This window comes from Bradyrhizobium sp. 187 (genome assembly GCF_023101005.1).
GTDB lineage: Bacteria > Pseudomonadota > Alphaproteobacteria > Rhizobiales > Xanthobacteraceae > Bradyrhizobium > Bradyrhizobium canariense_D.
Window position 1 is genome coordinate 6764719 of the sequence record NZ_CP064693.1, and the last position, 14787, is coordinate 6779505.

Genomic DNA, 14787 nt, shown 5'->3' on the forward strand with positions numbered 1-14787 from the left:
TGGCCCAGAGTATAATCGGCAGTGATATGAACCTGCGCCAGCTCGAGATTCTCCGCGCCGTCATCCGCCACCGCACCACGGTTGCGGCGGCCGACGAACTGGCGTTGTCGCAGCCCGCCGTCAGCAACGCGCTGAAGACGATGGAGGCGCAGGCGGGTTTTGCGCTGTTCGAGCGCGTCAACAACCGGCTGTTTCCGACCACGGAAGCGATGGCGCTCTACAAGGAGAGCGAGGCGATCTTCGCGCTGCACGCAAAGCTCGAGAACCGCGTGCGCGATCTTCGCGAGAACCGCTCCGGGCATCTCGCGCTGGTCGCGACGCCGCCGCTCGCCTACAGCATCATCCCCTCGGCGCTGTCAGGCTTCCTGCGCCGCCGCCCGGAGACCCGGGTGTTCTTCGACGTGCGGCGCTACGAGGGCATCATCGAAGGCGTGCTCAACCGAGTCGCCGAACTCGGCTTTGCGCTCGGGCTGACACATCATCCCGGCATCGCCCATGAGGTGGTGCACACCGGCGAGATGGTGTGCGTGCTGCCGCTGCAGCACCCGCTCGCCGACCGGCCGGTAATCTCGGCCGCGGACCTGTCCGGACTCCCCTTCATCGGGCTCGAGCGCGGCACGCGGCTCGGTGAAGCCGTGCGCGACAGTTTTGCCCGCGCCGGCGCGCCGTTCCAGCCGACCGTCGAGGTGCGCTACTGCAACACGGCCTGCGTGCTCGCCGCCGCTGGCGTCGGCGCCGCGGTGGTCGATCCCTTCTCGCCACGGCAGAACGGCGGGACCGGCCTCGTCGTACGGCCGTTCGCGCCGACGACGCACGCGGTGGCCTATATGCTATGGTCGGAAGCCGAGCCGCTGTCGCGCCTGGCCAAGGCGTTTCTCAACGAGGTCCGGAAAGAGAGTGCGCTGCTGGAGCCCACAGGGCCACACCAGCAACATGGGGCAGGAAGCGACGAGGCTTGACCTTTACCAGAGGGCACATGGCACGCATCACCATCATCGAGAGCGGGCAGGTCCCACAAAAATATCGCGAGCGCCACGGTTCATTCCCGGACATGTTCGAGCGCATGGTCCGCGCCGAGGATCCGACAGCTACGGTCGAAATCGTCAGCATCCCGAACGGCGATGCGCTGCCCGATCCGCGCAATTTGGAGGCGGTGCTGATCACCGGCGCGGCCGCCGGCGTCTATGACGGGCTCGACTGGATCGCGCCGTTGGAAGATTTCGTGCGCACGGCCTACGCCAATAGGACACCCATGGTCGGCGTCTGCTTCGGCCATCAGTTGATCGCGCAGGCGCTCGGCGGCACCGTGCGCAAGTCGGAGAAGGGCTGGGGCATCGGCCGGCATGTCTATCAGGTGCTGCCGGACAACGGCGTCGTTGACGGCGAAGCGGTCGCCATCGCCTGCTCGCATCAGGACCAGGTGATTGAGCCGCCCAACGATGCGTTGACGATCCTCTCCTCCGATTTCACCCCGCATGCCGGCCTGCTCTACGCCAACGGCGCGACGCTCACCCTGCAGCCGCATCCGGAGTTCGACGTGGAGTTTGCGCAGGTGTGCTGCGAGCTGCGCATCGGCAAGGCGCCGGACGCCGTCGTTGCCACGGCGAGGGAATCACTGGCGCAGCCGATGGATCACGCCAAGCTTGGTGGCGCGATTACGAGATTTCTAGCGCGCAGGTCCACCTCCTCATCCTGAGGAGCGCGCTCCCGCGCGCGTCTCGAAGGATAGAGGCCCAAATGCAGCAACCGGGCCTGCATGGTTCGAGACGCCGCTTCGCGGCTCCTCACCATGAGGGGAGAGAGTTGTTTGCAAGCCTCAGAACGGATCCGTCCCCAGCCCCACCACATCCGCAGGCCTCGGCCCCGGTGCCGGCCAGTGAAACCGCCGGTCCTTCTCCGCAATCGCGATGTCGTTGATCGAGGCTTCGCGGCGCCGCATCAGGCCGTGCTCGTCGAACTCCCACTGCTCGTTGCCGTAGGAGCGATACCACTGGCCGCTCGCATCGTGCCATTCGTATTGGAAGCGCACCGCGATGCGGTTTTCGTCAAACGCCCAGAGGTCCTTGATCAGGCGGTAGTCGTGCTCCTTCTCCCATTTGCGGGTGAGGAACGTGACGATGGCCTCGCGCCCCTGAAAAACCTCGGAGCGATTGCGCCAGCGGCTGTCCTCGGTATAGGCGAGCGAGACGCGCACCGGGTCGCGCGAATTCCAGGCATCCTCGGCCATGCGGGCCTTTTGCGCTGCGGTCTCACGGGTAAAGGGCGGGAGCGGCGGGCGCGACATGAGGGCCTCATCGGTTGGCGGGAGTGCAATCTATCGCCGCGCGCGGGGGAGTCGAGAGGCCGTCCGCTATCGCCCGATCACGAAATCGGATCAGCCTTCATCAACGCGCGGATCGATTTCGGGATCGGCTGGGCACGGCCGCCGCTGATGAAGGCGACCCGCACCTCGGCTTTCACCAGCACGACTTCGCCGCGCCGCACCTCCTGCGCCAGCATGATGGAGGCACCCTTCACGGCGACCGGCCAGGTCACGACGTCGAGCACGTCGTCCATCCGGGCAGGCTTGAGGAAATCGAGATGCATCGAGCGCACCACGAAGGCGAAGCTTGCGTCTTCCGCCTCGGCCTGCTCGAACAATGCCTGCTGCTCGGCGCCCATCAGCCGCAGATGATTGGTCCGCCCGCGCTCCATGAAGCGCAGATAGTTGGCGTGATAGACGATGCCGGAAAAATCCGTGTCCTCGTAATAGACGCGGACCTGCATATGGTGGCGGCCGTCGCGGATCTCGCCGTCGAGATGAGCTGTCACGTCGCGAGCCTCTTCGCTTTTCGGTAACCAGCCCGTTTTGCGCAAAAACGGCCGGCTGCGCAAGCGCGGCTAGACCACCGCCGGCCCACGCCCCAGCGTCACCTCGACGATCTCCGGCGGCACGCCGACGCGGAGCGGCATGATGCTGCAACCGAGGCCGCCGGAGATGATGACGTCGCATTTGAGCCGGACATGGCCATAGGCGAGCCGGAGGCCGTGCTGTGGCGGAACCGCCGGCGACCAACCGAGCAGGCGGACCTGGCCGCCATGAGTGTGGCCGGACAGTTGCAGCGCGACGCGGGCGGGCACGCGCGGCGCGATATTGGGCTCATGCGCGAGCAGGATGATCGGCGCGTCGTCGGTGACCTTGGCAAGCGTCGCGTCGAGATCGTCGGCGCCGAAGCGTCCCGTGCTCCGGAAGCGTCGCGCCGGCAGAAAGGCGAGTTGATCGCCAAGGCCGGCGAGCCAGAATGCACGGCCATCCTTGGCGAGCCGCACGACGTCGTTCTCGTAGACGGGAATGCCGGCCGTCTCCAGCGCGCGATGCGCGACCGTCGGCCCGTGTCCAGCCTGCTGGACGATCCTGTCCGCCCAATAGTCATGGTTGCCCATGACGGCATGGACGCCGAGCGGCGCTTTCAGACCGGCCAGCACCTTGGCCCATTCGCTCGCCGGAATGATGCGCGTGACCTGGTGCAGACCGGCAACATAGTCGCCGAGCAGCACGATGATATCCGCATTCAGCGCATTGGTGCGATCGACGATGGCTTCGATCCGCTCCAGCGACATCCAGGGATCGCAGGCATGGATGTCGGCGATCACGGCGATCTTCAGCGGGAAATCCGCCGGCCATTGCCGCGGGGTTGGATGATAGCGGGTGACGCGAAGCCGCAGCACCGGCTCGACGCCGACGCCATAGGCCGCGGTCGATGCGCCGAGGGCGGACAGTCCGCCGATGGAACGGATGAGGTGACGGCGCGTGATCATGGCAGCCTGATCGTGATGCAGCTTGTTGATGCGACCCTATTGAAGCGGAAATGGGGTGCTTTTGTGCAGACCCTCTGCACGAAATCACCGGAAATTCATGACGGCCCGACCGTCCGTACTTGCGCAGATCAGTCGTCGCTCTCGTCGGTGCCGAACAGGCCGAACTGTGCCGCCGCATCGCGCGATGGCTCGCTGATGCCGAGATGGCGAAAGGCGTGCGAGGTGAGCAGGCGGCCGCGCGGAGTGCGCTGCAGATAGCCGCACTGGATCAGATAGGGCTCGATGATGTCTTCGATCGCATCGCGCGGCTCCGACAGAGCGGCGGCCATCGTCTCGACGCCTACCGGGCCGCCGCCATAGTTCTGCGCGATGGTCGTGAGGTAACGGCGGTCCATCGCGTCGAGGCCGGCGGCATCGACCTCGAGCGCGCTCAGCGCGTGGTCGGCAATCTTGCGATCGATCCTGTCGGCATCGGCCGCCGAAGCAAAATCGCGCACGCGGCGCAGCAGCCGGCCGGCGATACGCGGCGTGCCACGCGCGCGTCGCGCGATCTCGTTGGCGCCATCCGCGCTCATGCCGACGTTGAGCACGCGGGCACCACGGGTGACGATGCTTTCCAGCTCCTCGATGGTGTAGAAATTCAACCGGACCGGAATGCCGAAGCGGTCGCGCAAGGGATTGGTGAGCAGACCGGCGCGGGTGGTGGCGCCGACGAGGGTGAATTTCGACAGCTCGATCTTCACCGAGCGCGCCGCCGGACCCTCGCCGATGATGAGGTCGAGCTGGAAATCCTCCATCGCGGGATAGAGCACTTCTTCCACCGCCGGGCTCAGGCGATGGATCTCGTCGATGAACAGCACATCGCGCTCTTCGAGATTGGTGAGCAGCGCGGCGAGATCGCCGGCCTTGGCGATCACCGGGCCTGATGTCGCGCGAAAGCCGACGCCGAGCTCCTTGGCCACGATCTGCGCCAGCGTGGTCTTGCCGAGGCCGGGGGGACCGACGAACAGCACATGATCCAGCGCCTCTCCGCGCTTGCGCGCCGCCTCGATGAAGATGGACAGATTCTTGCGCGCCTGCTGCTGACCGACGAAGTCCGACAGCGATTGCGGGCGCAGCGCGGTATCGCCGACATCATCGCTGCGGCGCTCGGGCGTGACCATGCGGTCGGCCTTGGGATCGCTCACTTCGCGAGCTCCTTCAGGCCAAGGCGAATGAGCTGCGCGGTCTCCGCATTCTCACCCGCGCTGCGCGATGCAGATGCAATGGCCGCGGCAGCTTGCGGCTGGCCGTAGCCGAGATTGACCAGCGCGGAGATCGCGTCCGCCACGGGCCGCGGCGCGCGCTGGTCGTCGACGGCGCCGGCGAGGTGCACGACCGCCGGATCGACATTGGCAAAGGCCGGCGCCTTGTCCTTCAACTCGGTGACGATGCGCTCTGCGACTTTGGGGCCGACACCCGGCGTGCGCGCCACCGCAGCCTTGTCGCGCAACGCGATCGCGTTGGCGAGGTCGGACGGCCCAAGCGTGCCGAGCACGGCGAGCGCGACCTTGGCGCCGACGCCCTGCACGGTCTGAAGCAGGCGAAACCATTCGCGCTCCTGATCGCTGCGGAAGCCGAACAGCTTGATCTGATCCTCGCGAACATAGGTCTCGATCGACAGCACGGCGGCCTCGCCCGGCGAGGGCAGATGCTGCAGCGTGCGCGTCGAGCAATGCACCTGATAACCGACCCCGCCGACGTCGAGGATGACGAAATCCTCGCCGTAGGAATCGATCAGGCCCTTGAGCTTGCCGATCATAAGCCTGCCACCTTCAGCCGCAGCGCGGTGCTCTGGCGATGATGGGCATGGGTGATGGCGATGGCGAGCGCGTCGGCGGCGTCCGCGGACGGCGGATCGGCCTTCGGCAGCAAAATCTTGAGCATCATCGCGATCTGCTGCTTGTCGGCGTGGCCGGCGCCGACCACCGTCTTCTTCACCTGGTTCGGCGCGTATTCGGCAACACTGATGCCGAACATCGCAGGCGCGAGCATGGCGACGCCGCGGGCCTGGCCGAGCTTCAGCGTCGCGACGCCGTCCTTATTGACGAAAGTCTGCTCGACCGCGGCTTCCATCGGCTTGTGACTGGACAGGACGGCGGCCAGCCCCTCATGGATCGCGAGCAGCCGGCTCGCCAGCGGCAAATCGTCCGGCGGCTCCACCGAGCCGCAGGCGACGTAGATCAGGCGGTTGCCCTCGGCCTCGATCACGCCCCAGCCGGTGCGGCGCAGGCCAGGGTCGATGCCGATGATGCGAACGGGGCCACGAATCGGGAGCGTCGTCATGAGCCAGTGATAGCGGCTGGCCGCCGTGGGGGAAACAGAAACAGAACGGAAGTAACAGGGGAAGTGCCCCCCTACCCGCCCATCTTCGCCAGCAGCGCGTCCGACACCTCGAAATTGGCGTAGACGTGCTGGACGTCGTCGTGCTCGTTGAGCAGGTCCATCAGCTTGAGCAGCTTCTCGCCGGTCTCGTCGTCGACTGCGACCGTGTTCTGCGGCTTCCAGATCAGCGCGGCCTTGCGCGGCTCGCCGAACTTGGCCTCCAGCGCCTTGGCGACGTCGCGATAGCCTTCGGTCGAGGCGTAGATCTCGTGGCCGCCTTCGCTCGAGATCACGTCGTCGGCGCCGGCCTCGATCGCGGCATCCAGCACCGCATCGTCGGAGGCGATGCTGCGGTCGTATTCGATGATGCCGGTTCGGTCGAACATGAAGGAGACCGAGCCGGTTTCACCGAGATTGCCGCCGGACTTGGCGAAGAAGGAGCGGATGTCGGAAGCCGCGCGGTTGCGATTGTCGGTCAGCGCCTCGACGATGACGGCAACGCCGCCCGGGCCGTAACCCTCGTAGCGGATCTCGTCATAATTCTCGCTGTCGCTGCCGAGCGCCTTCTTGACGGCGCGCTCGATATTGTCCTTCGGCATGTTCTCCTGGCGCGCCGCGGTGATGGCGGCACGCAGGCGCGGGTTCATGTTGGGGTCGGGCGTCCCCAGCTTGGCCGCGACGGTGATTTCCCGCGCCAGCTTGCCGAACAGTTTCGACTTCTGGGCATCCTGCCGCCCCTTGCGGTGCATGATGTTCTTGAATTGGGAATGTCCGGCCATGCGTGATCTTCTCTAGGGACTCGTGCGCCAAGGTGAGCGTGGGAAGCGCGGCCTTATAGGCCGCGACCCCCCTGGAAAGAAAGAGGCTCTACGACTTTAAGGTAACACCGTACGGGCCCGTGCCTAGATGTCAGGCATCGTTAACCCTGATTTCATTCCAGCCTGCGAAAATAGCCTCCGACCGTCCCGTGACAAGAGAGAGCTGATGGCATTCGAACTATTTCGGAAGCGTCTGCCGGACATGGCTGCAACTGCGGCTGCCCCGCAGGCCGCGCAGCCGGCGGCCCATTCCGAGCCTGCCGCGGCCGTCGAAAGCGATTCGGCCAAGGAAATCCTGGAACTGCTGGAACTCGAACTGGGCGCCATGATTCGCCAGCTCGAGCGCGCCGCCAATTCGGTGGCCGGCGGCGCCGAGGCGACCGCCACGACGCTTGCCGCCATTCGCGACCGCACCGACGCCCTGACCGGCCGGACCAACGCCGCGCAATCGAATGCCTCCACCTTCGCCCATGCCGCCGACAAATTCACCCAGTCGGCGCTGGGCATCGGGGCGCAGGTTCGCGAGGCCGGCAAGCTCGCCGACGAGGCCAGTGCCGCGGCACAGGAAGCCCGCGCCAATGTCGATCGCTTGCGCGAATCCTCGGCCGCCATCAGCAACGTGGTCAATCTGATCGCACAGATCGCGCGGCAGACGACGCTGCTCGCGCTCAACTCGACCATCGAGGCCGCGCGCGCGGGCGCTGCGGGAAGAGGCTTTGCGGTCGTCGCCACCGAGGTCAAGGCACTCGCGGTGCAGACCCAGGGCGCGACGGAGGAGATCACCAAAAAGATCGACGCTCTGCAGCGCGACGCCGCCGGCTCAGCAGATGCGGTGCACCGCATCTCGCAGGCGATCGAGGCGATCCGTCCGGTGTTCGAGACCGTCAACGGCGCGGTCGCCGAACAGAATGCCACCACCAGCGAAGTCTCCGGCAACGCGACCAGCGCGTCGCAGTTCATCATCTCGGTCGGCGAAAGCGCAGCCGAGATCGATGCTGCGACCAAGGCGGCCGAGAGCCACGGCGAGCACGTCGCCAGCGCAGGCAAGGCCGTGACCGCCTTCGCACAGAAACTGAAATCGCGCTGCGCCGTGCTGCTGCGCCAGAGCGAGCACGACGACCGCCGCAAGACCGAGCGGCTGCCCTGCCATCTCAAGCTCGAAACCGCCCGCGGCGTGCTGCCGGTCTACGAGATAGCGATGGACGGCGTGCTGATCGGCGGCGCGGACGCGGGCCGCCTTGCATCGCAAGCCATGGTCGAAGGCACCCTCGAAGGCGTCGGTGCCTGCCGCCTGCGCGTGGTCGAGCAGTCCAAGGCCGGGGCCCGCGCGCAATTCGTTAGTCCCAATGCCGAGCTACGCGAGAAGATCGAGGACAGGCTGTGGTCGATCCACGAGGAGAACACGGAGTTTGTCACCCGCGCCATGGAGGCGGGTAACGCGCTGACCGCGATCTTCGAGCAGGCGGTTGCCCGCGGCGAGGTGAAGATCGACCACCTCTTCGACACCGATTATGCCGAAATCGCCGGAACCAATCCGCAGCAGTACCGCACCAGATATCTGGATTGGGCCGATCGCGCGCTGCCGGCGTTCCAGGAAGCCTTTCTGGCGAAGGACCCGCGCATGGCATTCTGCGCCATGGTCGATCGCAACGGCTTCCTGCCGGTGCACAATAGGATCTATTCGCATCCGCAGCGGCCTGGTGATGCCGCCTGGAACACGGCCAACAGCCGCAACCGGCGGATGTTCAACGATCCGGCGGGGTTGGCTGCCGCGCGCAACCTGCGCTCGTATCTGGTGCAGAGCTATGCACGCGACATGGGCAACGGAAATACGGTGATGATGCGCGAGATCGACGTTCCGATCCGCGTGCAAGGCCGGCACTGGGGCGGATTCAGGACGGCCTACAAGCTCTAGTGCGCGCTCAGGCAAGACGCCAAAGCGCGAATCACCTCCTAAGATCGATATTGGAATGGGAATGCCGCGGAGAGCCGGCGAACGGCTCTGACTGGAGGACTCTCAAGACATGTCCGTCGTACAACTTGCAGTACTGGACACTGGCTCCAACCGAACGCTTGCCGAACGGCTGATCGATCAGCTCGCCGACCGCATCGGCGGACTCGGCGTGGAACTCGCTGACATCGCCGGCAACGTCCAGGAAGTCGCAAGCCGCGTCGCGAACCAGTCGGAACGTTTCCACCACCTCCAGGAAACTGCCGAAACGATGGTGTCGGCCAATCACGACATCGCCAATGCGTCACAGGCGGTGCAAACGACCACGTCAGCGGCGGTCGGCGAGATCGCGCAGTCGCGCGGCGCAGTCGATGCCGCGGTGAGCCACATCTCCGAGCTCGTTGCAGCGGTGGAGCGGATCGAGGCGCGCTTGAGCGCCGTCGGCTCCGCGCTGGCACAAGTGGCAAAAGTGTCCGGCTCGATCGAGGCGATCGCAAAGCAGACCAACCTGCTCGCGCTCAACGCCACCATCGAGGCGGCACGCGCCGGCAATGCCGGCCGCGGCTTCGCGGTGGTCGCAAGCGAGGTCAAGAACCTCGCGGAAGCCACCCGCCAGGCCACGCACCAGATCTCCGACACCGTGCGCGATCTCGACGGCCAGATCGAAGGTCTGATCGGCGAGAGCAGCGATGCCTCGCAGCGCGCGAAGACGGCCGGCGAAGGCGCCCAGCGGATCTCCGGCATCATCTCGCGGGTCCAGCAGGGCTTCGCCTCCGTGGAAGCGGAGATCGGGAGCGTCACGCGCGCAGCGACCTCCAATCTCGGACATTGCGACAGCGTCATCAGCGAGCTCAACGAACTCGCCAAGGGCGTTGACCTCTCCTCACGCGATCTCAAGAACGCCGATCAACGCGTGACCAAACTGCTCGACACGTCCGAAGGGCTGATTGCGCTGATCGCCGACAGCGGCGTCGAGACATCGGATGCGCCGCTGATCCGAATTGTCGTCGAGACCGCAAAGCGGATCTCGGACGAGTTCGAAGCCGCCATCGGCCGCGGCGAGATCACGCTCGACCAGTTCATGGACGAGAACTATCGGGAAATCCCCGGCACCGATCCCAAGCAGTACAACACCAACTATGTCGACTTCACAGACCGCGTGCTGCCCGCGATCCAGGACCCGATCCAGAAATCCGATCCCCGCATCGTGTTCTGCGTCGCCTGGGCCAAGGGCGGCTATCTGCCGACGCACAACCCGAACTACCGCCTGCCGCAGGGCAAGGACCCGGTCTGGAATAACGCCAATTGCCGCAACCGCCGCCTGTTCACCGATCGCGCGGTGCAGAAGGTCGCGGCCAACACCAAGCCGTTCCTGCTGCAGACCTATCGCCGCGACATGGGCGGCGGGCAGTTCGTGCTGATGAAGGATTTATCCTCGCCGATCATGATCCGCGGCAAGCACTGGGGCGCCTTCCGGATGGGCTTTCGGCAGAGCTGAGGGTCGTCGCGACGCGCTTGCGGCGGGCGCATGGCCTCCCTGAATCAAAAACCTCGAAAACAACCCCATGCACAGTAGCCGGGGCGAGTAGAATCAACGGCTTAAGCGCCAGATGAATCCGTCGATCCAGGCGCCTCTGAAGCGCTTGCGCCGTCGGGCAAAACAGGCGTATACTGCTATTATTCCGAAATCTCCATCCCCTCCTCTTCTCCCCTCGCGAGAGAAGCCGATTTCGATAGCCCCGCCCCGCTTTCCGTAGACGGCGCTGGCCGCGCGCTGTACGGCCTTCCGGGCCTACGCTTGGGCGGCCCGGTAGCTGTGCTTGGCAATGAACGGACTACTTCTTTTGCTCGGTGGTCGTCGTGGCGGCCGGGGTGCCGTCGCGAGCGTCCCGTCGCTCGTCGCGTCCCGTACGCCTCTCTTGGCGCCGCTCTGTGCGTCCCGTGCGGCGTTCCTGGCGGCGCTCTGTTCGCCCGCTGCGCCGCTCCTGGCGGCGTTCTGTGCCTGACTTCGGCGCGTCCGCTGGCGGCGTGGTAGGCGCGGCGGCTGGCGCAGTGGTTTGAGCAACAGCCTCTGAGGCCGCCAAAATTGAGGACGAAACCACAAGCCCAAACACCCCTGCGTATCCAAGGAAGGTTAGTGCGTTGCGACGACAGACCTGTTTCGGCTCCGAACGTTCATTCATGGTCAGGCTCCCGGTTGCTGCCCCTTAGAGCATGTCACCAGCGTCGGTGGCCTAGTTATTGATCTGGATCAACTTGGTTCGGTGCTTCGAGCCACGTTGGGATTTCGGCCGATGGGATCGACACTCTCGGAAAGTGAGGGATGACAGTCCCTGCACTGACGATCAGTCCGTCGTTGAATTTGGTTCGCGCAAAATCCTTGGCTGCTGCTTCGCTTTCAAACGTGTTGGTTAGCCGCGGATGTCGCCGTCTTGACAGTGTGCCATCCAGCGGCACTTCAAAAGTGACGTACCAAGTGTGTTTCATGCCTAAAGCCGCCCCGTCGGTACCGTGGCCTATCCCCGCCAGACAAAGCAAAGCCGCCACCGGGACGAAGCGATGGCGGCTTCTTCCTGGCTTGCGAAACCGGCCTTTACCGCCTGGCTCCGACACGATTGACGCCACCATTCGCATTGCCGCCGGCGTTATGACGGACTGCGGCGCGCGCCACCGGGCGGGGCCTGAGCACGACGCCTGCCCGAGCAACGCAACCCGCTGGGTAGGCAGTGTATTGGCAATACACGACCGCATTGGCTGGGCCTGGATTGAGCGTGAGACCTGCAAGGCCCAACAGGGCGCTGGCAGCAATCCCGGCAACAGTCGCTGACCTGATCGAAAGATGCTTGCTCGGATGCATGGCGGACCTCTCTCTTGGAACTTGCGCAACTGAGGCTCATCGCCTTCTCAGGTGCGGCAGAACACAGCGTAGTCGCCGCAGTGCGCGGGTTCGATTGATCTACATCAAGCTCCTGCGCGGAGAGAGCCGCAATCTCGCGAGCGGGGCTTAAGGAATTCATGGAAGGGTTTCTGTCATGCTCCGCTTCATTCTTGCTTCTCTTGCAGCTTTCGTTTTGCTCACCGCCTGCTTGATCCCCGATGATGCCGAGGCTCGGCGCGGCGGAGGTGCCTATCGGGGTGGCGGCGGTTATCGCGGCGGTGCGGTCGCAGTTCGAGGACCGCGAGGCGGCGGCGCTGTTGCGGTGCGCGGCGCAGGCTACCGTGGCTACGGCTATCGGGGCGGCTATCGCGGCTACGGCTATCGGGGCTACGGTGTAGGAGCGGCAGCGGTAGGCGCGGCTGCCGTTGGCACTGCTGCGTACCGCCGCAGTTGCTACGATGCTTACGGAAACTATATTTGCGCCTATTAACCCGTCGACCGCGACTTCCATCGTCTTCCGCTCAAGTCCGCGCCTGATCGAGCGAATAGGCGTGGACGGTGAAGAGCGGCTTCGGGCTTTGGCCGGGACCGGCTGATAGACGGTGAACGGCTTCGGGCTTCGCATGGCTTGCTCCTGTTGAAGCTCGGGCGAACCCCGAGCTTCAACTTTCAGCCACCGTTAGCGCGTGCAGTTAAACCAAGATTTCGGCTGGAATTCATTGTCCCCGGAATCGTTGCGGTCCGCTGCCGCTGGGTCCAGTCCTGATCGCTCTCCCCGGCCAAGCCGCCGACAGCCGTTTTTCGGCCTATTAAACATTCGGCCGTGCCATTAGGCTCCGGGACCGAGGGGACTAGGATGGCAATGCGGTTTTGCCTGTTCTCACTATCCTGGCGATCCTTTTGCAGGCGGACCTTCGCCGCCCCGCTGGTCGTCGCATTGTTGCTGGCAACACTGGGGCCGGGTCGGGCGGCTGATCCTGAGCCCAAGCGCGTTTTGATGCTGCAATCATTCGGCCTCCGCTTCAAACCGTGGACCGATTTCGCTGAGTTTCTTCGCCCTCAAATGATCAAGCAATCGAAAGTCCCAATCGACTTTCAGGACCACTCGCTGCTAAGCGCCCTTGTGGACGACGACAAGGCGCTCGCACCCTTTATCGGTTACCTCCAAGCATTGTACGGGGCCAAACCTCCCGACCTCATTGTCGCCCTCGGTGCGCCAGCTGCCGAGTTTGTGCAGCGGTATCGCGCTCAGCTTTTCCCCAAGACACCAATGATGTTTACTTCCGTCGAGGCGCGACGGGTCCAATACGACAAGCTGACCGAGTATGACACCGTGGCCGCTGCGGCTCATAATTTTCCTGCCGCCATCGAAACTATTCTGAAGGTGTTGCCCGACACGAAAGTGATCGCCGTCGTGAATGGGGCTTCGCCCAATGAAACATTTTGGCAAGGGGTATTGGAGCGAGAACTCGCACCGTTCAGCGGGCGGGTTGAACTACGATGGTATAACAAGCTGTCATTTGAAGATATCCTGAAAGACGCGGCACATCTTCCACCTCACAGCGCCATCTTCTGGCATCTGATGAGCGTTGATGCGGCGGGTGTTACACATGAGGGCACTGCCGCCTTGCACAGGCTCTCGGCTGCCGCCGATGCTCCCATCTTTTCCTATCTTGACGGATTTTTTGATGGCTCGATTGTCGGCGGCTCTATGCATTCGATCGAGAAGGGCATGACTATCGCAGCCGCGGCGGCAATCCGTATTCTAAACGGTGAAAAAGCTGGCGACGTAAAGGTCGCACCCAGCCAATTCGAGCTGCCAAGGTTCGATTGGCGGCAAATGCAGCGGTTCGGGATCAGCGACAGCCACCTGCCGCCCGGCAGCACGGTCTACTTCCGCGAGCCATCGGTGTGGGAACGGTATTTATGGCTGATCGCATCCGTCGTCGCGGTTTTTCTCATACAAGCCGGGCTTATTGCTATCCTGCTACGTGAGCATCGCCGTCGTCAATTCGCCGAAGTACAGTCGCGACAGCGCATGACTGAACTGGCCCACGTTAATCGCTTCGCGACCGCTGGCGAACTGACCGCCTCGATTGCTCACGAGATCAACCAGCCGCTTGGGTCTATTCTGACGAACGCCGAAACCGCAGCCGCGATCCTGCAATCGCAGCGTCCCGATATCGCTGCACTTTCCGATGTCGTTGAACTCAGGGAAATTGTGAACGATATTTTACAGGATGACCGGCGTGCCACCGAGGTCATTCGCAGGATGCGCAGCCTCCTAAAGAAGGCGCCGTTCGAATTGAAGCAACTGGACCTCAATGAGGTTGTGCAAGAGACGGTCAGATTTCTTTCGGCGCTAACCGTCAGCCGAAAATTCGAAATGGTCAACGTGATCACGCCAGATGCGCTACCGATCCTCGGCGACCGCATTCAGCTTCAACAAGTCATTTTGAACCTTGTGCTGAACGGGGTCGAGGCTATGAAGGACACGTCTCACGAAAGCCGCACTATCAGCATCCGGACCGCGCGCGTCGAGCAATTCGCCGAGCTATCCGTGTCAGATCGCGGACCCGGCATTCCAGAAGACAAATTGAAACAGGTTTTCGAGCCGTTTTACAGCAGTAAAGCGGAAGGCATGGGCATGGGCTTGTCCATTGCGCGCACCATTATCGAAGCACACAACGGGTTCATATCAGCGAGCAATCGGGAGCATGGCGGTGCCTCGTTCGCGATCAGGCTTCCCTTTGTCGCTTGATCCAAAACGGCGCCCGTACGCGGAGACGGACCCCTCACCCGAATGAGCCTGCGTCTACCGGCCTCGCTGCCCTCTCCCACAAGGGGAGAGGGCACAACAATGAGTCGCGGCAATTGATCGCGCCGTCGATCGACTTCCACAATCGCACGAGTTTCGTCATCGCATGATTTTGCGCATTCGCACGATCTTCTGTGGCCATCAATGACGCTTGTGAGCA

15 protein-coding genes are annotated in these 14787 nt (G+C 63.9%); 6 read left to right on the plus strand and 9 right to left on the minus strand.

Features of this window, described 5'->3' with window-relative positions; genetic code table 11:
* Positions 1-26: 26 nt before the first annotated feature.
* Positions 27-959, plus strand: coding sequence for a LysR family transcriptional regulator (locus IVB19_RS32710; RefSeq protein ID WP_247820763.1), 933 nt, complete (start codon positions 27-29; stop codon positions 957-959).
* A gap of 17 nt (positions 960-976) precedes the next feature.
* Positions 977-1696, plus strand: a complete 720-nt coding sequence (locus IVB19_RS32715; RefSeq protein ID WP_247820764.1) for a type 1 glutamine amidotransferase — start codon at positions 977-979, stop codon at positions 1694-1696.
* A gap of 120 nt (positions 1697-1816) precedes the next feature.
* Here the strand turns inward: IVB19_RS32715 and IVB19_RS32720 are convergent, their stop codons facing one another.
* The 7 genes from IVB19_RS32720 to IVB19_RS32750 form a co-directional block, all read right to left on the minus strand.
* Complete coding sequence (locus IVB19_RS32720) at positions 1817-2284, minus strand: nuclear transport factor 2 family protein (protein WP_085348942.1); 468 nt, start codon at positions 2282-2284, stop codon at positions 1817-1819.
* 77 nt (positions 2285-2361) lie between these two features.
* Positions 2362-2766 (minus strand): tol-pal system-associated acyl-CoA thioesterase, encoded by a 405-nt coding sequence (gene ybgC / locus IVB19_RS32725; RefSeq protein ID WP_524536775.1) that lies wholly within the window; start codon positions 2764-2766, stop codon positions 2362-2364.
* 114 nt (positions 2767-2880) lie between these two features.
* Positions 2881-3798: a metallophosphoesterase gene (locus tag IVB19_RS32730; protein WP_247475693.1), complete on the minus strand. Its 918-nt coding sequence runs from the start codon at positions 3796-3798 to the stop codon at positions 2881-2883.
* Positions 3799-3926: 128 nt separating this feature from the next.
* Positions 3927-4961 (minus strand): Holliday junction branch migration DNA helicase RuvB, encoded by a 1035-nt coding sequence (gene ruvB, locus IVB19_RS32735; protein WP_018454589.1) that lies wholly within the window; start codon positions 4959-4961, stop codon positions 3927-3929.
* A gap of 20 nt (positions 4962-4981) precedes the next feature.
* On the minus strand, positions 4982-5599 hold the full coding sequence (gene ruvA, locus IVB19_RS32740; protein WP_018454590.1) for a Holliday junction branch migration protein RuvA: 618 nt from the start codon (positions 5597-5599) through the stop codon (positions 4982-4984).
* Entirely contained in the window at positions 5596-6123 is a 528-nt protein-coding gene (ruvC, locus tag IVB19_RS32745) for a crossover junction endodeoxyribonuclease RuvC (protein ID WP_018454591.1), read from the minus strand. The genes ruvA and ruvC overlap by 4 nt, the downstream gene beginning before the upstream one ends.
* Positions 6124-6194: 71 nt before the next feature.
* Positions 6195-6941 carry a YebC/PmpR family DNA-binding transcriptional regulator gene (locus IVB19_RS32750; protein WP_018454592.1) on the minus strand — a complete coding sequence of 249 codons (747 nt, stop codon included), beginning with the start codon at positions 6939-6941 and terminating at the stop codon, positions 6195-6197.
* A gap of 205 nt (positions 6942-7146) precedes the next feature.
* Here IVB19_RS32750 and IVB19_RS32755 point away from each other — a divergent pair, with 205 nt between their 5' ends.
* Both IVB19_RS32755 and IVB19_RS32760 read left to right on the plus strand, forming a co-directional pair.
* On the plus strand, positions 7147-8895 hold the full coding sequence (locus IVB19_RS32755; protein ID WP_247820767.1) for a methyl-accepting chemotaxis protein: 1749 nt from the start codon (positions 7147-7149) through the stop codon (positions 8893-8895).
* Between the two features lie 109 nt (positions 8896-9004).
* Positions 9005-10429 (plus strand): methyl-accepting chemotaxis protein, encoded by a 1425-nt coding sequence (locus IVB19_RS32760; RefSeq protein ID WP_247431842.1) that lies wholly within the window; start codon positions 9005-9007, stop codon positions 10427-10429.
* A 740-nt stretch (positions 10430-11169) separates the two neighbouring features.
* On the opposite strand, the gene IVB19_RS32765 is transcribed toward IVB19_RS32760, so the two are convergent.
* Both IVB19_RS32765 and IVB19_RS32770 read right to left on the minus strand, forming a co-directional pair.
* The gene (locus IVB19_RS32765) at positions 11170-11559 is read right to left on the minus strand and encodes a hypothetical protein (RefSeq protein WP_231191003.1); all 390 of its coding nucleotides are present in this window, start codon (positions 11557-11559) and stop codon (positions 11170-11172) included.
* Positions 11525-11788, minus strand: coding sequence for a hypothetical protein (locus tag IVB19_RS32770; RefSeq protein WP_083926371.1), 264 nt, complete (start codon positions 11786-11788; stop codon positions 11525-11527). The genes IVB19_RS32765 and IVB19_RS32770 overlap by 35 nt, the downstream gene beginning before the upstream one ends.
* Positions 11789-11963: 175 nt before the next feature.
* Between IVB19_RS32770 and IVB19_RS32775 the strand changes: the two genes are divergently transcribed.
* Together IVB19_RS32775 and IVB19_RS32780 are read left to right on the plus strand one after the other, a co-directional pair.
* A complete protein-coding gene (locus IVB19_RS32775) occupies positions 11964-12299 on the plus strand; it encodes a hypothetical protein (protein ID WP_083926372.1) in 336 nt (111 codons plus the stop codon).
* Between the two features lie 366 nt (positions 12300-12665).
* Positions 12666-14570: an ATP-binding protein gene (locus tag IVB19_RS32780; protein WP_247336589.1), complete on the plus strand. Its 1905-nt coding sequence runs from the start codon at positions 12666-12668 to the stop codon at positions 14568-14570.
* Positions 14571-14787: the final 217 nt, after the last annotated feature.